The following is a 17,503-nucleotide window of genomic DNA, read 5'->3' on the forward strand; positions in this document are numbered from 1 at the left end:
TCCTCTTCTCATTCATTTTCATGTATTGCTCTCTGAAATGCAAGAAAGACCTGCATGTCAAAATTCTTAACTTCATCAATCACCATCTTCATGGCCGTCTCGCTGGAAAAGGCATCACGGTACGTCCGTTTTGAGGTGAGCGCTGCGTATACGTCACAGATTCTCAGGATTCTGGCTCCCATGGGTATCTTTTCCCCCGCCAGATTTTCCGGGTATCCGCTTCCGTCATAATTCTCATGATGATAGTAAATGCTGTCCAGAACAAACCGGGAATAGCCCCTGTCCTTCAGACTCTCATATCCCAGCTCCGGATGGCGCCTGACATATTTCATCTCCTCCACTACCATGGGATTCTCCTCCCCGGCAATGTAGTTGTAAAGCCGCAGCTTCCCGATATCGTGAAGCACTCCGGCCACTGCCAGTTCATGACAGGTTTCCTCGGAAAGGCCCATCTGCTTTCCCACACGGAAAGCCAGGTTACTCACCTGAATGCCATGCTCGATTTCTTTTTCCAGATTGAAACTAATCAGATGCTTCTGTGTATTTGCCATTTCCGCCATCCCCGCTCTTTATATTCAGATACGTTTCCAGCCCAATCCGTTTTCTGTCCATCATTTCATCAATTCTGGTGATATAATTTGTCACGTCTTTTACATTCTCAGCCCGTTCTATGCGCTCCCCGTTTTGGAACACAAACTTGGTGGAGGCTCCCGCCCCTGCCGCCAGAATGGACTGCTTCTCTTCCATGATCAGGATATTGTAGATGCCGGCTTTTCCCGGTTTTGCATATCCCACATTCTCCAGGTTGCCTGACATATTCTTCTGTCTGTACAGATAGTAAGGACCCATGCCGCTCTCCCGGGCATAATCCATACACATATCCATGATCTCCTGGTTGTTTTCAAAGGTCATCTCTTCGTACTGCTCCCTGAACAGATGAAGCCTGGTGGCCCTCTTGACTGCCAGTGAATGTACGGTCAGGCTGTCCGGGTCCAGGGCCCTTACCTCCTCCAGTGTGTGCCTTACATCCTCTGCACATTCTCCGGGCAGGCCTACGATCAAATCCATATTGATATTATCAAATCCGCATTCCCTCGCCAGAGCGAAGGCGTGTCGCGTGTCCTCCACCGTGTGCTTCCGTCCTATGAGATCCAGTGTCTTCTGGTTCATGGTCTGGGGATTCACGGAAATCCTTGTGACCGGATGCCTTTTGATCGCCATAAGCTTCTCTCTGGTGATACTGTCCGGCCTTCCTGCCTCCACGGTATATTCCTTCACCTGTTCCACCGGAAAACATGCCTCAATATGGCCAAGCAGCCGCTCCAGTTGTTCCGGTTCCAAGGTGGTGGGAGTCCCGCCGCCGATATATATGGTGTCAAGGGTGCGCACCTTCATCGTCTCTCCAATGTAAGTCAGTTCCCTGCAGAGCGCATCCAGATATTCATCCACTTTATCTCTCCATCTCGCTAAAGGAGATGAGCTGAAAGAACAGTACAGGCAGATACTCGGACAGAAGGGAATTCCCACATAGAGGCTGTACCCGTTCCGGTAGTCAATATCTTTTAACAGGTCCCGTTCCCGGTTGGCTATGGTAACTGCCAGCGCGGTCTTGGCATTACTGGTGAAATACGTGCGGCGCATATAGTCCGCAGTCTCCGCATTGCTCATCCCCGACTCGATCAGCCCCATGGCGATCTTGGTGGGACGGATACCCGTCAGGTTGCCCCAGGGAAGGGTGATTCCCGTCTCCTGTACAAGACCTCTGTATAAAATCTGTTTCAGTATGTTCTTTCTCTCTTTTCTGTCCTGCCCTTTTTCAAAGCGGGCCGCTTCTCCGAATATAATTTCTCCATCCCTCTCCAGGGAGAGGTGCGTCTCCTCCTCCCCGTAGGTGATTCTCACCAGCAGGTCCCAGGCTTTGTCCTCCTGCCCCTCTTCTGTATAGAAGTTCTCCACTTCCTCCTGGGGATAGAAGGCCTTGACCAGGGTATAGGCATCATATTCAAAATCTCTTTTATTAAATGAAATGCCAATCATATAGGTTCCTCTTTCCTGAACAGTTGCCTCTTTCTTTCGTATTTTATAGATAGGGATTATATGATCGCTCATGATGGATGCTGGTCTCCTCCCCGTGTCCGGGGTAAATCTTCACATCCTCAGGTAAATGGTTGATGATCTTATTCAAACTCTCCTGCATCTTCGCAAAATTGCCGCCGGGCAGATCACATCTGCCGCAGTTTTCACAGAAAATGGTGTCCCCGCTCATGAGCACACCTTCGTCTTCGATATAATAACAGCAGGACCCCTCCGTGTGTCCGGGAGTCAGGTACATTTTTATCTGAAAACCCGCAAGTTCAAAAACATCCCCATCCTCCAGAAAGCAGTCCGCCTTCACAGTGCAATTGGTGCCCTCCCAGGATGCGGACAGATTTAACCGGGGGTCTGTGAGCATTTCTTCCTCCGCTCTCGCCGCATAGACAGGCACCTGCCACTTTTTCTGCAGCTCACTTACTGCCATAATATGGTCATAGTGTCCGTGGGTCAGGAGTATCCCTGCCGGTTTTCCCCCGATCCGGTCAATCGTACGGCAGATACGCTCCGCCTCAGCTGCGGGGTCAACCACAAGGATCTCCCCGCTCTGTGTATTTTTCAGGAAATAGCAGTTGGTCATGACCGGACCAACCACAATTCCTCTCAGGTTCAGATTCTTCATATCTCGACTCCTTAGCCGGTAGTACGCCCGATATCCAGGACGCTCTCTACCTGTCTGATTTTTTCCACCAGGCTGCCCAGTTCTTCCTTGCTCTTAATGTCAAAGGCAATGTTAATGGTGGCACGTCCCTGCTTGCTGGTTCTGGTATTCATGGACGTGATATCAATTTTCCTCTCTGTAAAGATCTTGGAAATGTCAACCAGAAGACCGGTGCGGTTATTGGCATACACATTGATCTCCGCCGTGTACTGCTCCCCGTCGCCTACGCTCTCTGCCTGCCATTCAGCATCGATCAGGCGCTCCCTGTCCTCCAGGGACATATTGATGATATTGATACAGTCTGTGCGGTGGATGGTAACGCCGCGTCCCCTTGTCACATAGCCTACGATCTCGTCGCCGGGAATAGGGTTGCAGCATCTGGAAAACCGGACGGAGACATCATGGATCCCCTTCACCACAATGCCGCTCTTGCTTTTGCGGATGTGCAGTTTATCTTTACTCTCCTCCGCGGCTTCCAGCACCTTCTCGTCTGTCAGTTCGCTCTTGTGGTCCTTCGTGTAAATCTCCAGGAGCTTGTTGATGACCTGGCCTTCCTTCAGACCGCCGTGTCCTACAGCCGCCAGTACGGAATCCCAGTCACGGAAACCGTATTTTTTCATAACGGATTCCAGGTATTTGGGCTTTGTCAGATTTCCCAGTCCGATGCCTTTTAGCTTGGCATATTGGGTGAGCATATCCTTGCCCTTTAAAATGTTGTCCTCTTTTAACTCCTGTTTGAACCACTGGTTGATCTTGTTCTTGGCCTGGGTGCTCTTCACCACCTTGAGCCAGTCGCGGCTTGGTCCTTTGGAGTTCTGAGAGGTGATGATCTCGATCCGGTCTCCGTTCTTGATCACATAGTCAATGGGAACCAGCTTTCCGTTCACTCTGGCACCCACCATCTTGTTGCCCACCGCACTATGTACATTATAGGCAAAGTCAATGGGAGTGGAGCCGTTCGGCAGTGTCTTCACATCTCCTGCCGGAGTAAAGCAGTACACACTCTCGGAAAACAGGTCCAGATCGCTTTTTAAGAGGCTTAAAAATTCCTTGTTGTCGGACATATCCCGCTGCCACTCCAGGATCTGGCGCAGCCAGCTCATCTTCTCCTCTTCCTGCTGGGTCACATTTGCCTTGCTGCTGTTTGATGCCTCCTTGTATTTCCAGTGGGCCGCAATACCGTATTCCGCGGTGCGGTGCATCTCAAAGGTACGGATCTGGATCTCAAAAGGCTGTCCGTTTGGTCCGATCAATGTGGTGTGCAGTGACTGGTACATATTGGGCTTTGGCATAGCAATGTAGTCCTTAAACCGGCCAGGAATTGGCTTGTACATCTCATGGATGATTCCCAGAGATGCGTAGCAGTCCTTCACCGTATCCACAATGATGCGGACCGCAAATAAATCATAAATCTGGTCCAAGGTCTTATCCTGGTTGACCATCTTCTTATATATACTGAAAAAATGCTTTACACGCCCGTCAATCTGGGCGTGAATGCCTGCATTCTCGATCTGATCCCGGACGCCGTTCACGATTTCGCTTACAAAGGCTTCCCGCTCACTTCTGCGCAGGTTGATCTTTTCCACCAGGTCGTAGTAGACTTCCGGCTCCAGATATTTTAAGGACAGATCGTCCAGCTCGATCTTCACCTTGGAAATACCGAGTCTCTGGGCTATGGGAGCATAGATGTCCATGGTCTCCCTTGCCTTCTCCTTCTGCTTGTGGGGAGGCATGTATTTCAGTGTCCTCATATTGTGCAGCCTGTCGGCCAGCTTTATCAGGATGACTCGGATATCTTTCGCCATGGCAAGGAACATTTTTCTTAAGTTCTCTGCCTGGACCTCCACCTTGTCGGCGGAGTAGTTCAACTGGCCCAGCTTGGTGACGCCGTCCACCAAAAGGGCCACCTCTGCGCCGAACTCCTGGGTGATCTCCTCCGTGGTCATGACCGTATCTTCCACCACATCATGGAGCAGGCCGGCCACGATCGTCTCCTTATCAAGCTCCAAATCCGCCAGGATGATCCCCACACAGAGGGGATGAATGATATAAGGCTCGCCGGACTTGCGCACCTGCCCTTCATGGGCATCTCTTGCAATCCGGTAAGCCTTCTCAATCATAGATATATCGGTGGAGGGATGGTACTTCTGCACACTGGAAATAAGCTCTTCATACAAAACAGAAGGGCTTGTAAAATCTTCCATTGTCTTCACACTTGCATCTGCCTTTTTAATTTTCGCTAATTCATCATCCAGAAGTGTTGCCTCTTTACTTTTCTCCATCTGCCATCACCTGATTTCTATTTACCTTCATAACATATAACGGAAGCCACATCGTAATCTTTTAAACGCTCTCTGCCATTGAGTCCGGCCAGTTCCATGAGGGTTATGATCTTCACCACTTTCCCTCCAAGCTCCTCCACCATTCTGGCTGTCGCTTCAATGGTACCGCCTGTGGCAATCAGATCATCCACCAGCACCACGTTCTGTCCCGGTGTGATGGAATCCTTATGCATCTCTATGGTTGCACTTCCGTATTCCAGCTCATAACTGCTCTCAATGGTCTCGCAGGGCAGTTTCCCCTTCTTTCGTATCAGTACAAAGGGCTTATGTAAATTGTAGGCAATAGGTGCCCCGAATATAAAGCCCCTGGACTCCGCGCCGGCAATCACATCCACCTCCACGCCGTCCAAAAGGGCCTGCATGGAATCCACCGCCAGTGCAAATCCATCCGCATCCTGCAATATGCTGGTCACATCTCTGAAAATGATTCCCGGCTCAGGAAAATCCGGGATACTGCGCACATATTCCTCAATCTTCTTCATAACTCTCTCCTGCCTTTAGTTTCATCAAATTATCTCACTATATGTCAACTATACTCAGATTTTGGGTGTAGTCTTTAGTATATCATCTTTTTTTAACATAATCAAATGTAATTTTGAACGATAATTTCAATACTTTCCCTGCCATTATAGGCATTTATGGATGGATAGTATGCAACAGACCATCTGGGCTTCTCTTTTATCCGCTCCACAAAGGCATCCCCCTCTCCGAACCACACGCCCTGTGCCTCACATCCGTTCTCGTCAAAGAGCTTCATCTTCACCACATTCCTGTTCTTTCCGAAGACGCGGCAGTTCTCAATGCGGACGTTTTTCTGTGCAAACAGAGGCTTGGTGTTTCCCTTGCCGAACGGCTCCAGCAGGGAAAGCTGGCGTATCAGAGGCATGTTCACATAAGAAATGGGCATGGGCACGTCAATCAGCACCTTCTGTGCCATGTCCTCCTCTGTAAGAGTACAATTTTCATTGAGCATCTGCCGGAAAGGCTCCACATTTTCCTCAGGAAGGGAAAGCCCCGCTGCCATGGGATGTCCGCCGAACTTTGACAGCAGCTCCCTGCATTTTGTAAGTTCCCTGAACATGTGGTAGGTCTCTATGGAGCGGCCGGAGCCCTTGACCCCCTCCTCCGCTTTTGTAAGGACAAATACCGGTTTGCTGTATCGCTCCCGGATACGGCCGGCGATAATGCCTGCCAGACTCTCATGACACTTGGGAAGGTAGATGACAAGTACCCTGTCCTCATGAAGAGATGTGTTCTCCACCATCTCTGCCGCTTCCTCCACACCTTTTGCTGTCATATCCTTTCTGCTGTCGTTGAGTGCTTTCAAATCCGCCGCCAGAGCTGCCGCTTCCTCCCGGTCACGGCACAGAAGCAGGTTCAGCGCTCTTTTGGCTGTGCTCAGGCGCCCGCTGGCATTCATACAGGGACCGATAACAAAGCCGATATGGTAAGCGGTAAGAGGCCTGTCATCCAGATTATTGACATGAATCAAAGCTTTTAATCCCAGATTCTGCGTGTGCATGATTCTTTTCAGCCCTTCTTTTACCATGATCCTGTTCTCATCCTGCAGGTCCATCACATCCCCCACGGTGGCGATGGCTGCAAATTCAATGAGTTCCTCCGTCTCTGAAGCAGGAATTTCCATCCGCTCATAAAGGCCGCAGATGACCTTGTAGGCTACCATGGCCCCGCAGATCCCCTTGTAAGGATAAGGGCAGTCCTGCTGTTTTGGATTTACAATGGCATCCGCGTCCGGGACAAAGGTCCTCACACTGCCGTCCTCCTGCTCCTCATAGGGAATCTCATGATGGTCTGTCACCACCACGGTCATGCCGAGGCTTTTGGCGTAAGCGATCTGCTCCAGGGCGCTGATGCCGTTGTCGCAGGTCACAATGGTGTCTGTATTTGCCGCCAAAGCCAGGTCGATCAGTTCTTTGCTGATGCCGTATCCGTCTTTCATCCTGTCCGGAATATCCACATCCACACAGGCCCCTGCGCGGCGAAGGCCAATGAGCAGAATATAGGTGGAACAGATGCCGTCAATATCGTAATCCCCGATGATCCTGATCTTTTTTCCTTCCCTGATCTTATGTATCAGAATGTCAAGAGCTGTGTCCATTCCCTTTAACAGCTTCCAGGAGTGAAGGCCCGTAAGCTTTCCATGCAGATATCTGTCGATCTCCTCATCTGTTATCTGTTCCCTGTTCCGTATCAGTCTTGCTATGACCGGGTCCACGCCGAACTTCCGGCTTATCTCATAAAAATCCGCTTTCTTGGCGGAAATCACCCATTTTTCCATCTGCTGTACTCTCCGTCTTCTTCTATTTTAAAAGAAAGGAGCGCTGCCGCTGCAGCACCCCTTCCCCATTTTAAGCCATTTTCTTTTTGATTTTTGTCTTCATGACATACCACAGAGCGCCTGTGATGCACACGGAGGAATATCCGCCGCACACAATACCGACCATCAGCGGCAGGGCAAACTCTCTTACAGAGGAAACACCCAGCACGAACAGCAGGAACACCATGATAAAGGTTGTCAGTGAAGTATAGATACTTCTTGTCAGAGTCTGTGTGATACTGTTGTTGACCAGTTCCTCCAGATCCGCTTTCTTTCTGGACACTGCCATGTTCTCACGGATACGGTCAAAGATAACGATCGTGGCATTGATGGAGTAACCCACAATGGTCAGCATACATGCGATAAAGGTGTTGCCCACAGATACTCTGGCCACTGCATAGAAAGCCAGAACTACCAGCACATCGTGAAGCAGAGCTACAACCGCACTGCTGGCGAACCGGATATCCTTGAAACGCAGCCAGATGTACAGCAGCATAAGGATCGTGGCGATCACCACTGCCTTCACCGCGTCAGCACGCATCTCATTGCTGACAGTGGAGGAAATGCTCTCGGTTGCGATCAGATCTTCTTCCACATCAAACTCGTCCACCAGGGCCTTATTAAGAGCTTCTCTTGTCTTAACATCCAGTGTGATGGTCTTGATGATAACCTGGTTGGTGCCCACCACCTTTGTGGCCTGCACATTGTTGTCACCGGTAACCTCTTCCACAATGGGAACTACCTTTGCGTCAATCTCTTTGATGTCCATATTGTCATGAAATGTCACATTGGTGGATGTACCGCCTTTGAACTCCAGGCTGTATTTCAGCGCATCCCCTGTGCTGGCTTTGAACACGCCCATGGCAATGGGAGCGCAGAGAACCAGAATGATAGAAACCGCAAAGAAGATTTTTCTCTTCTGTAAAAAGCGGACCGGCTGTCTCTCTTTCTTTCTGCCGTAGAACTTTTCGTCGCGGATTCCCACAGCGAACATGGCATAGGCAATGAAACGGGAAACTACCAGCGCGGTGAACATGGACAGAACAATACCGAGTGCCAGTGTCTGTGCAAAACCTTTTACTGTACCGGAGCCAAGCCAGTTCAGCACAAACGCCGCGATCAGCGTAGTGATATTGCCGTCAAAGATCGCAGAGAACGCTTTCTGAAATCCGTTCTGGATGGCAGTCCGCACGTTTCTTCCAAGGGCGATCTCCTCCTGGATACGGGCGTATATGATGACGTTTGCATCCACCGCCATACCGATGGACAGGATAATACCTGCAATACCCGGCAGAGTCAGTGTCAGGTCAAACGCGTTCAGGCATATGAGATCCAGGCATGTGTAGATAATCAGCGCAATGCCGGATACAAGACCGGGAATCCTGTATACGAAGATCATGAACAGGATAACAAGTGCAAGTCCGATCCCTGCAGCCTTCACACTGCTGGCAATGGCTTCCTCACCTAACTGTGCGGCAACCACGTTGGAACGAAGCTCGCTCAGCTCCAGCTTCAGACCACCGATACGGATGGTGGAAGCCAGGTTTTCAGCCTCAGCAGAATCCTTCATACCGGAAATCTGGGCATTGCCGTCTTTGATCTCCGCGTTTACATTGGGTACACTGACGAATTTGCCGTCATAGTAGATACCAATGCTGTCATGGCTGTCCTCAAAGGCAGCTTTTGTGGCCTCCGCGAATTTTGTGGTTCCCTCCTCTGTCAGAGTCAGGTCCACCACATTTTCTTTGTTCTTTAAATCGTTTTCAATGATGGCAGCTTTTGCTGTCTTAACCTCTGTACCTGTCAGGACAATGGAACCATCCTTCTGCAGTTCCTCAATAGTCTTGTTCAGAACATACTCTGTGCCGTTAAAGGTGTAGTTCTCAGAACCGTCAGAACCCTTGTGGGCAATAAAATACAGGGAGCCCGGTTTTCCCAGCTCTTCCAGAATCTGGTTGGCATCCGTAACACCCGGGATTTCCACGTTGATCCTGTTTGTACCCTCTTTGTAAACCTGGGCCTCGGAGCTGTACTGCTCCACTCGTTTTTGTAATTTGTAGATGGTGTCCGCCATCTCATCGTCTGTGGGGTTTTTCTTTGACGCCTCGTATGTAATGCTGACACCGCCTGCCAGATCAAGGCCGGTCTTAATGTGTTTTGCGGCACCTGTTCCGGTGGGACCCAGTCCGACTGCGGAGGTGAATACCAGGAAACCGGTAATCAGAACCGTCAGCACAAGTACGAGAATACCTCTGCTTTTCTTCATTGTTCTTTCCCTTCTTTACTTTTAGTCTTTATGTGTGTCATGATGTATGCTATTGTTCTGCCAAAGCGGCTTTTATCATAATGGCACATTCCACTCTCTTGCGCTGCAGTTCACAGCCAAGGTCATAGACATCGTTGATGGAGCCGTGGAAATTATAGGAATTTGCCGCACATCCGCCGCTGCAGTAAAATCTGGCGAAGCACTCCCGGCATTTTTCCTTTGCATATACATTACACTCTTTGAACGCATCGCGGATCTCCGGTTTCTGTACACCGTCCCACACATTGCCCATGAGGAATTTTTCCTCACCGACAAACTGATGGCAGGGATACAGGTCACCCCATGGTGTCACAGCCAGATATTCGGTTCCGGAACCGCAGCCGGAAAGCCGCTTATACACACAGGGACCTCCCGTCAGGTCTATCATAAAGTGGAAAAAGTTAAAGCCTCTTCCCTCTTTTTCCCTCTTGATGATCTCTTTTGCCAGCTTGTCATACTCCTCACAGATTTTCGGGACATCCTCCCACTGAAGCGCATATTCTTCTTTTTCATCCGCCACCACAGGCTCCACGGAAATCTGTTCAAATCCCAGGTCCGCCAGATGGAGCACATCTTTGGAAAAATCCAGGTTATGACGGGTAAAGGTACCTCTGGCATAATATTTCTTCTGCCCTCTGCTGTCGGCAAATTTCTGGAATTTCGGTACCACCAGGTCATAGCTGCCCGCTCCTTTTCGGAAGGGACGCATAAAATCATGGACTTCCCTGCGGCCGTCAATACTGAGCACTACGTTGTCCATCTCTTTGTTGGCAAATTCCATAATCTCATCATTGAGCAGGACGCCGTTTGTTGTGAGTGTAAAGCGAAAATGCTTGTTGTGGATCTTTTCCTGGGAACGGCCGTAGGCCACAAGGTCTTTGACCACCTTCCAGTTCATAAGCGGCTCCCCGCCGAAGAAATCCACCTCCAGGTTCTTCCTGTTGCCGGAATTGGCGATCAGAAAATCCAGCGCCTGTTTTCCCACTTCATAGGACATCATGGCCCTGCGTCCATGATACTCCCCTTCCTCCGCAAAACAGTAACGGCAGGCCAGGTTGCAGTCGTGGGCAATATGCAGGCAGAGAGCCTTCACCACTGTGGGCCTGTCCTTAAAACTGTCGATTGCTTTTTCGTACACATCCTCTGTAAACAGCATCTGCTCTTTTTTGAGCACCGCGCATTCCTCAAGAGCAGTTTTAATATCTTCCTCCTGATACCTGTCTTTCAGGGCAGTGAGTATCTCCTCCTCACTTTTTCCCTCATCCAGCAGACCGACCATGTCGTAGACAATCTCATCCACCACATGCACGGAACCGCTGTTTACATCGAGTACAATGTTGTATCCATTATTTTTATAACGATGAATCACAGTATTTTTCCTTTCTTCTCTTAGTATGCCGTACAATGAATAAGCAGCGGCTTTTATACCGCTGCTTCTGATGTCTTCCTATGACAGCAAATTATTCTTGATAACAGGAAGTTCGTGAAGCGCAGTTCCTGTTATTTATTCTCGCAGCTCTGATTTCCTACTGTGCAGGATGTTTTACAGGCTGACTGGCAGGATGTCTGGCACTCACCGCAACCGCCTTTTTTTACTGTATTCTGTAAGTTTTTTGTATTTAATGTTTTGATATGTTCCATGACATATTCCTCCCTGTGCTTAAATGTAATTCTATGCGTCTGCACGCTTGTGGCTATTATAGCATATCTATAACCGGCAAGGCAAGTATTTCTTTCGTAATTCAAGTGAACCTATCCCGGTTCCTGCAAGCGGAACTCTCACGACAACATACCGCCCAGGGCGCCTCCCAGAAAACAGAGAAAATAGGTGACTGCCATCTCCTTAAAATCAGCGGATATCTGATGCTCCGTCAAAAATGTGACTGCGGTCAGAAGCACTGCATAGCCAATCCCCAGCGCCATTCCCCACAGGTATCTCTGGTTTCCTACTTTTTTTCCAAGATAGAAGCCTCCCAGAAAACAGGACACTATGTAAATAATCAGGATACCCAGGTTCACCTGGTTTTCTCCCAGTCCCATCTTGTACAGAAGAAGCGCCAGAAGAAGCAGCATAAGGCCGGTTGCCAGGTAAGCTGCCAGCAGCGCCTTCATCATCAGTAGAGGTTTTGATTGTTTTGCAACTGTCTGCTCCATAAAGAAACCCTCCCATATGTATATATATGGGAGGGCATTCTGATGTATTACTATGTAATCATTTCTTTTTTCTTTTACCCAAGACTAAAAGGACCACCACAACAATGACTGCCGCAGCTGCCACCAGCACATAGGTAAGAATCGGTGACTCATCGCCTGTTCTGGGGTTTACCACCACTGCTCCGTTGTTTTTCTTAATGGAGGTGTTGGTTGGCTTTTTCACTGTGGAGGAACCATTGTTTCCGCCGTTCTTGTTGATGGAAGAACTGCCGCCGTTCCCTGTTGTGCCGGCTGACGGTACTGTAGGCTTATGGTTGGGGCTCTGTGTTCCGATTCCCACAAGCTGGCTGCCGCCTACATTGAAAGGACTCAGGGAGCCGGTTTCAAATACCAGGTATCCGCCTGAAACATTCATATTGCTTCCCAGTGTGAAATATTCATAACTGCCGGTCTCTTCCATATAATGTCCGATCACCAGCTTTTTGTAGAGATCTGCGTCCTTTGGCACCGGAATGGATACCGTCACCTTTTTGCCATCCGGAATCTTGTACTCTTTATCTGCTTTCAGATCCCAGAGTTCAATCTCATATGCCTGGAGAATCTGCTCAATATCCGCTGCCGGCAGACTGTCCACATCTGTATTCAGGGATACCCTGACTTCTACATAAGAGGGAATAAAATCACCGGATACTTTCACATCTGTGGCCTTGTCCCAAAGGCTGCCCACCGGTTCTTTTTCTGCCTTTTCGGAAGACTCCTTTTTCGATGATATATTCTCTTTTTTATCTGTGTTTTCCTTTTTGGAGGATTCTTCTTTTTTGGATGCGTCATCCTTTTTGGCTGACTCTTCTTTTTTGGTCTCTTCCTTCTTGGATGCGTCCTCTTTCTTGTCCTTTGCATCCTTTTTATCTTCTACGGGCTTTTCCGTCTTGTCTGTGTCTTTCTTATCGGCATCCGTATCCTTGTCATCTGCAGGCTTCTCAGCCTGGTCAGTCTTGCCGCTGTCCGTATCCTGCTTGGGTTCCTCTGTTTCGGCCTCTTCCTTCTTCGGCTCCTCTTTTTCTTCCGCAGAAGACTCCGGCGCTTTCAGAGACTCCACATATACGGTCACACTTCGAACCACCTGCTGCCCCTCCGCGCTCCAGCCCGGGACTCCGGAATAGTCATATGTCTCCGTGTCATTGGGCGTAAAGATGATCTGATGGGTGCTCTCATAGGTATCCGGCACTTTCTCAGGCTCCGCGAAACGGAAGGTACCGTCACCGTTGAAACCGTCTCCCATGAACATGGACTCCAGTGTGGCCGGCTCCTTCATGGTCATGCTGTCCGGTACCGTCACCGCAGGTGCTTCCTGCTTTTTAACCGGTGCCTCCTCCTTGGGTTCTTCCTTGGGTTCTTCCTTTTGTTCCTCTTTTGCCTCTTCTTTAGACTCTTCTTTTGTATCCTCTTTTACCGCATCTTTATCTGCGCTGTTATCCTCTGAGGTGTTATCCTCTTTTTTTTGTTCCTGATTTTCTTTGTTCTCCTCTTTTGCCTTTTCACCCACTACAAAGGCATCGGCGCCCAGATTGGCGCTCTTGGTATCCACATCGGAGGCGCTCAGCCAACCGTAAGACAAGGTAAGCTTACCGCTTCCCTCCACCTTTATGATCGGTCCGCTGAAACCGTCCGCACGCTTGACTGTGATCCCGGAGGGCATGGTGAGCTTTGTCTCACCGGAAATGGTGATGGTTCCGCATACCAGGATGGTCGCGCTGTCGGCTGCCAGGGATTTGGCTTTCTCAAAGCTGGAAACCGCCGTATCCTTGGAGGTGCCGTCCCCGCTCTTCTTACCGCTGCCGCTTACATAGACAGTTTTTAGCTTTGCCGCATTGTCCGTCTGCTCCGCTGCTGCCACCTGGGATAATCCCATGTGCATGCCGGTGCCCGCTCCCTGTACCACCAGCATGGCTGCCAGTGTAATGCCGAGAGTTGTCTTCAGGATTCTGTTCTTATATGATCTGCTGTTATTTCCGCTGTAATTTTTCTTCATAATCTGCCCCTTTTTAAAATCTATCTCGTCGTGGTCTGCTATGTATCTTTTATATGTAAAAATTGTGTTTCTGCACATTGTGCAAATTAGACAATTTCGGTACTCTTTCTTTAGGCATAATCATCATGCCTCTATCGGAGACATTATAGCATATTTCTGTTTGTTTCGACACCCCTAAAATTCAATTTTTTTATTTTTTCTGCGATACTTGCAATCCTTCCCAAAATCATGTATCATTTCTTAATATAATTTTATATTACAAAGGAGTTGAAATTTAATTGGATTCCAGTGACGCCATACAGTTTCTCGTCTTGATTGTACTTATATGCCTCTCGGCATTCTTTTCATCCGCAGAAACTTCTATGACAACCGCAAACAAAATTCGTATCCAGACCCTGGCCGAACAGGGAAATAAGAAGGCAAAAACCCTTCTGAAGGTAACAGGCAATTCCGGAAAGATGCTCAGCACGATTCTGATCGGCAACAACCTGGTCAATATCGGGGCTTCTTCCCTTGCCACATCCATGGCTATCCGCATGTTCGGCAATGCCGCAGTGGGTATATGCACCGGTGTACTGACACTGCTGATCCTGATCTTCGGTGAGATCACGCCGAAGACCATGGCAACCCTCAACGCGGAACGGCTTGCACTTTCCTACGCCGGCCCCATCCACGGACTGATGGTGCTTCTCACACCGGTCATCTATATTGTAAATAAGCTTTCCGACGGCGTGCTGTCTCTGCTGCGCGTGGACCAAAGCGGAAAGGGCAACCGGATCACAGAGCACGAGCTGCGTACCATCGTCAATGTCAGCCACGAGGAGGGCGTCATTGAGAGCGAGGAACGCCAGATGATATATAATGTGTTCGACTTTGGGGATTCCCAGGCCAAGGATGTTATGGTTCCCCGCATTGATGTGGCTTTCGCGGATATCGGAAGTTCCTATGATGACCTGATTTCCATGTTCCGGGAGGAAAAGCATACACGGTTCCCGGTCTACGAAGATACCACCGACAATGTGGTAGGCATCGTCAATGTCAAAGACCTGCTGCTTATGGGGTCCAGGGATAATTTCTCTTTAAAAGAGATCATGCGGGAGCCTTACTTTACTTTTGAGTACAAGAAGACCTCTGAACTGCTGGTGGAAATGAAGGAAGAGAGCGTTTCTTTCGCTGTCGTTCTGGACGAGTACGGCGCCACTGCCGGAATCATCACCCTGGAGGACCTGTTGGAGGAGATTGTGGGGGATATCCACGATGAATACGATGACACCGAGGAGGATGACTTAACGGAGATCATTCCCGGAAGGGAATACGTGGCACTTGGGGCCGCGAGACTGGATGATTTAAATGAAGTGCTTCCCGTGCAGATCGAATCTGAGGACTATGATTCCATCGGCGGGTATATCATCGAACAGCTTGACCGCTTCCCGGAGCCCGGGGAAAGTATCACAACCCCGGACCATGTGCGCCTGGTTGTGGACAAGGTAGAAAAAAACAGAATCGAGGCTGTACACATTTTCCTGCCTGAGATACAGGAACAGCCCGAAGAAGAATGACCGGCAGCGGGAGGAAATCCCGGACATCTGCCATAAGAACAACAAATGGAAAGGACAACAAAGAATTATGAGCGGTTTTTTTAACATGGACAGCCCGGTTATGCGGTTTCTGTCCCGCGTATGTGACCTGATGATCTTAAATTTTATGTGCCTGATATGCTGCATTCCTATTGTAACCATAGGAGCATCTGTCACTGCGCTGTACTCTGTTACCCTGAAAATGGTAAGGGGGGAAGAATCTTATATCTTCAAAGGCTTCTTAAAGGCTTTCAAGGAGAACTTCAAAATATCCACGATTATCTGGCTGCTTCTGGCGGTACTTGGCCTGCTGATCTTCGCAGATTACAAGGCAACACAGTTTCTGCCCGACAATATGAAGAACATATTCCGCATCCTGGTAGGCGTTGTGATAACTTTCTACCTGCTGCTGATGACCTACGTTTTCCCCTATGTGGCAAGATTTGAGAACAACGTAAAAAACACGCTCAAGAACGCGCTGCTGATCAGTATTCTGAACCTGCCCCATACGGTTCTGGTTGTCTGTATTCCGGTGGGAATCGTGTTCATCACCATGTTCAACTCCACCACACTGGTTTACGGAAGCCTGTTCTGGTTCCTGATCGGACTTTCCTTTATCGCCTTCTGCAACTCCTACATATTCCGCAAGGTCTTTGCAAAGTATGAGCCTCAGGAGGAGGAAGAGCAGGGAAATCCTGACGATTATACCGTACCGGAAGAAATAACCCCTGACAAACAGGATGTTATAGAAGAGATAGAAGAAAAGAAATAAAATCCTCCAAAGCGTGCCGGAATGAACTTTCCGGCACGTTTTAAACCAAAAGAAGCCGTTACGCATTACGCGTCCGGCTTCTTTTGGTTTTCTCTCATATCTTTCATGATCTCATGGAACTGCTCCCCGCAGCGGGCGATCTCACCGAGAACGGTATCACAGCCTTTTTCACTCAGATACCAATTGTCCCTGGTGATCTCACAATCATCTGCAGGGCAGACCAGAAGTTCCGCTTCCGGATACAGAAGCTGGTAATACAGAAGCGCCCGCCTGGCATGTGCCGGTTTACAGCAGATGATTCCCCGCTTCACCTGCAGTCCTGCCGCGTCTGTCACCTCCCTGGAACGGATGGCGTTCTCATATGTGTAGGTGGCCTTTTCCTCCCTCCATATGTGGCATTCCTTCACACCATGCTTTACAAGGACAGCCTTTAAAAATTCCCACTCTGTCCTGTACGTTCCCCTGTATTCCTCTTCCTTTGCCTGAACACCTCCGAATCTGCCGCGCAGTATACTGTATTTTCCAGACGGCAGCACAAGCTCAGAAAATCCTTCTCTGTAGAGACTGGCTGCCTTCTCCGCGATCTGGGGAAATCCGCTGCCGGGGACAAAGATAATATCCGCCGGCTTTGGCTCCTGTTCCACAAAAATAAATTCTGTCATCTGGTCTAAAAATCTTTTGTTCCACATGATTCCTGTCCTCTCTTCGTTTCTTACAGGTACTTTTCGGTGATCAGGTGAAGGAAGTCCAGAATCTCCGGGTAGGTAAAAATCTCCTCTGTCCGTATCATGCGCTCCAGCTCCTCCCCGGTCACCCACCTGACTTCTGCCACTTCCTCCGGGTCCAGGATAAGCTTTGAGACAGGGATATCCCGGCGGACAAGGAAAACCTCCCAGATCATATGACTTCCGTCTTCCCGGTTAATATGTGCCAGATGAATCAGTTCTTCCCTCTCCAGGGCAAGCCCTATCTCCTCCTGCACTTCTCTGATACACCCTTCTTTGGCGTCCTCGCCGGCCTGTATCCTGCCGGCAGTCAGGGACCAGACATTGGGATAGTGGACACATCTGCTGCTTCTCTTCTGGATCAGAAATTCTCCCTTTGTGTTCATGATCCAGGCCTCCACCGCCACGTGATATTCACCATCACCCAGGTCTTTTCCCTTTTCCATGACTCTCCCTGTAGGAATCCCTTTGCTGTCGCATATATCCCAGAGCTCCATCCTTTGTCC

At 49.3% G+C, this 17,503-nt stretch carries 15 protein-coding genes; 2 read left to right on the forward strand and 13 right to left on the reverse strand.

All coding sequences use genetic code 11. The features are described from left to right. Positions 1-8: 8 nt before the first annotated feature. The 11 genes from LC508_RS07355 to LC508_RS07405 all read right to left on the reverse strand — a co-directional run bounded on the left by LC508_RS07355 (position 9) and on the right by LC508_RS07405 (position 13,923). Positions 9-551, reverse strand: a complete 543-nt coding sequence (locus tag LC508_RS07355; protein ID WP_033139717.1) for an HD-GYP domain-containing protein — start codon at positions 549-551, stop codon at positions 9-11. Further along, positions 523-2,037, reverse strand: coding sequence for a coproporphyrinogen dehydrogenase HemZ (gene hemZ, locus LC508_RS07360; RefSeq protein ID WP_103731311.1), 1,515 nt, complete (start codon positions 2,035-2,037; stop codon positions 523-525). The genes LC508_RS07355 and hemZ overlap by 29 nt, the downstream gene beginning before the upstream one ends. Positions 2,038-2,080: 43 nt before the next feature. Beyond that, the gene (locus LC508_RS07365; protein WP_033139718.1) at positions 2,081-2,713 is read right to left on the reverse strand and encodes an MBL fold metallo-hydrolase; all 633 of its coding nucleotides are present in this window, start codon (positions 2,711-2,713) and stop codon (positions 2,081-2,083) included. Between the two features lie 11 nt (positions 2,714-2,724). After that, entirely contained in the window at positions 2,725-5,034 is a 2,310-nt protein-coding gene (locus tag LC508_RS07370) for a RelA/SpoT family protein (RefSeq protein ID WP_033139719.1), read from the reverse strand. 17 nt (positions 5,035-5,051) lie between these two features. After that, positions 5,052-5,576, reverse strand: coding sequence for an adenine phosphoribosyltransferase (locus tag LC508_RS07375; protein ID WP_033139720.1), 525 nt, complete (start codon positions 5,574-5,576; stop codon positions 5,052-5,054). Between the two features lie 101 nt (positions 5,577-5,677). After that, complete coding sequence (recJ, locus tag LC508_RS07380) at positions 5,678-7,393, reverse strand: single-stranded-DNA-specific exonuclease RecJ (RefSeq protein ID WP_033139721.1); 1,716 nt, start codon at positions 7,391-7,393, stop codon at positions 5,678-5,680. A 70-nt stretch (positions 7,394-7,463) separates the two neighbouring features. Beyond that, positions 7,464-9,698 (reverse strand): protein translocase subunit SecD, encoded by a 2,235-nt coding sequence (gene secD, locus LC508_RS07385; RefSeq protein ID WP_103731306.1) that lies wholly within the window; start codon positions 9,696-9,698, stop codon positions 7,464-7,466. 49 nt (positions 9,699-9,747) lie between these two features. Continuing rightward, positions 9,748-11,106, reverse strand: coding sequence for a thioether cross-link-forming SCIFF peptide maturase (scfB, locus tag LC508_RS07390; protein WP_033139723.1), 1,359 nt, complete (start codon positions 11,104-11,106; stop codon positions 9,748-9,750). A gap of 131 nt (positions 11,107-11,237) precedes the next feature. Beyond that, on the reverse strand, positions 11,238-11,378 hold the full coding sequence (scfA, locus tag LC508_RS07395; RefSeq protein ID WP_015541285.1) for a six-cysteine ranthipeptide SCIFF: 141 nt from the start codon (positions 11,376-11,378) through the stop codon (positions 11,238-11,240). A 138-nt stretch (positions 11,379-11,516) separates the two neighbouring features. Further along, the gene (locus LC508_RS07400; RefSeq protein WP_033139724.1) at positions 11,517-11,891 is read right to left on the reverse strand and encodes a TIGR04086 family membrane protein; all 375 of its coding nucleotides are present in this window, start codon (positions 11,889-11,891) and stop codon (positions 11,517-11,519) included. A 58-nt stretch (positions 11,892-11,949) separates the two neighbouring features. Next, positions 11,950-13,923, reverse strand: a complete 1,974-nt coding sequence (locus LC508_RS07405) for a hypothetical protein (RefSeq protein WP_146051667.1) — start codon at positions 13,921-13,923, stop codon at positions 11,950-11,952. 278 nt (positions 13,924-14,201) lie between these two features. Between LC508_RS07405 and LC508_RS07410 the strand changes: the two genes are divergently transcribed. Both LC508_RS07410 and LC508_RS07415 read left to right on the forward strand, forming a co-directional pair. Further along, complete coding sequence (locus LC508_RS07410; protein ID WP_033139726.1) at positions 14,202-15,482, forward strand: HlyC/CorC family transporter; 1,281 nt, start codon at positions 14,202-14,204, stop codon at positions 15,480-15,482. Between the two features lie 67 nt (positions 15,483-15,549). Further along, complete coding sequence (locus tag LC508_RS07415) at positions 15,550-16,272, forward strand: YesL family protein (protein ID WP_033139727.1); 723 nt, start codon at positions 15,550-15,552, stop codon at positions 16,270-16,272. A 65-nt stretch (positions 16,273-16,337) separates the two neighbouring features. On the opposite strand, the gene LC508_RS07420 is transcribed toward LC508_RS07415, so the two are convergent. Further along, the gene (locus LC508_RS07420; RefSeq protein WP_054353371.1) at positions 16,338-16,961 is read right to left on the reverse strand and encodes a YdcF family protein; all 624 of its coding nucleotides are present in this window, start codon (positions 16,959-16,961) and stop codon (positions 16,338-16,340) included. 23 nt (positions 16,962-16,984) lie between these two features. Further along, the gene (locus LC508_RS07425) at positions 16,985-17,494 is read right to left on the reverse strand and encodes an NUDIX hydrolase (RefSeq protein WP_054353370.1); all 510 of its coding nucleotides are present in this window, start codon (positions 17,492-17,494) and stop codon (positions 16,985-16,987) included. Positions 17,495-17,503 lie beyond the last annotated feature (9 nt).

The sequence above is a fragment of the Blautia parvula genome, assembly GCF_020215665.1.
Taxonomy (GTDB): Bacteria; Bacillota; Clostridia; order Lachnospirales; family Lachnospiraceae; genus Blautia; species Blautia celeris.

Coding starts and splice junctions, on each gene's coding strand:
- hemZ (WP_103731311.1), bottom strand. CDS start 2,037: ATGATTGGCATTTCATTTAATAAAAGAGATTTTGAATATGATGCCTAT.
- LC508_RS07420 (WP_054353371.1), bottom strand. CDS start 16,961: ATGTGGAACAAAAGATTTTTAGACCAGATGACAGAATTTATTTTTGTG.
- LC508_RS07425 (WP_054353370.1), bottom strand. CDS start 17,494: ATGGAGCTCTGGGATATATGCGACAGCAAAGGGATTCCTACAGGGAGA.
- LC508_RS07355 (WP_033139717.1), bottom strand. CDS start 551: ATGGCAAATACACAGAAGCATCTGATTAGTTTCAATCTGGAAAAAGAA.
- LC508_RS07370 (WP_033139719.1), bottom strand. CDS start 5,034: ATGGAGAAAAGTAAAGAGGCAACACTTCTGGATGATGAATTAGCGAAA.
- LC508_RS07415 (WP_033139727.1), top strand. CDS start 15,550: ATGAGCGGTTTTTTTAACATGGACAGCCCGGTTATGCGGTTTCTGTCC.
- scfA (WP_015541285.1), bottom strand. CDS start 11,378: ATGGAACATATCAAAACATTAAATACAAAAAACTTACAGAATACAGTA.
- LC508_RS07375 (WP_033139720.1), bottom strand. CDS start 5,576: ATGAAGAAGATTGAGGAATATGTGCGCAGTATCCCGGATTTTCCTGAG.
- secD (WP_103731306.1), bottom strand. CDS start 9,698: ATGAAGAAAAGCAGAGGTATTCTCGTACTTGTGCTGACGGTTCTGATT.
- LC508_RS07400 (WP_033139724.1), bottom strand. CDS start 11,891: ATGGAGCAGACAGTTGCAAAACAATCAAAACCTCTACTGATGATGAAG.
- LC508_RS07365 (WP_033139718.1), bottom strand. CDS start 2,713: ATGAAGAATCTGAACCTGAGAGGAATTGTGGTTGGTCCGGTCATGACC.
- LC508_RS07405 (WP_146051667.1), bottom strand. CDS start 13,923: ATGAAGAAAAATTACAGCGGAAATAACAGCAGATCATATAAGAACAGA.
- recJ (WP_033139721.1), bottom strand. CDS start 7,393: ATGGAAAAATGGGTGATTTCCGCCAAGAAAGCGGATTTTTATGAGATA.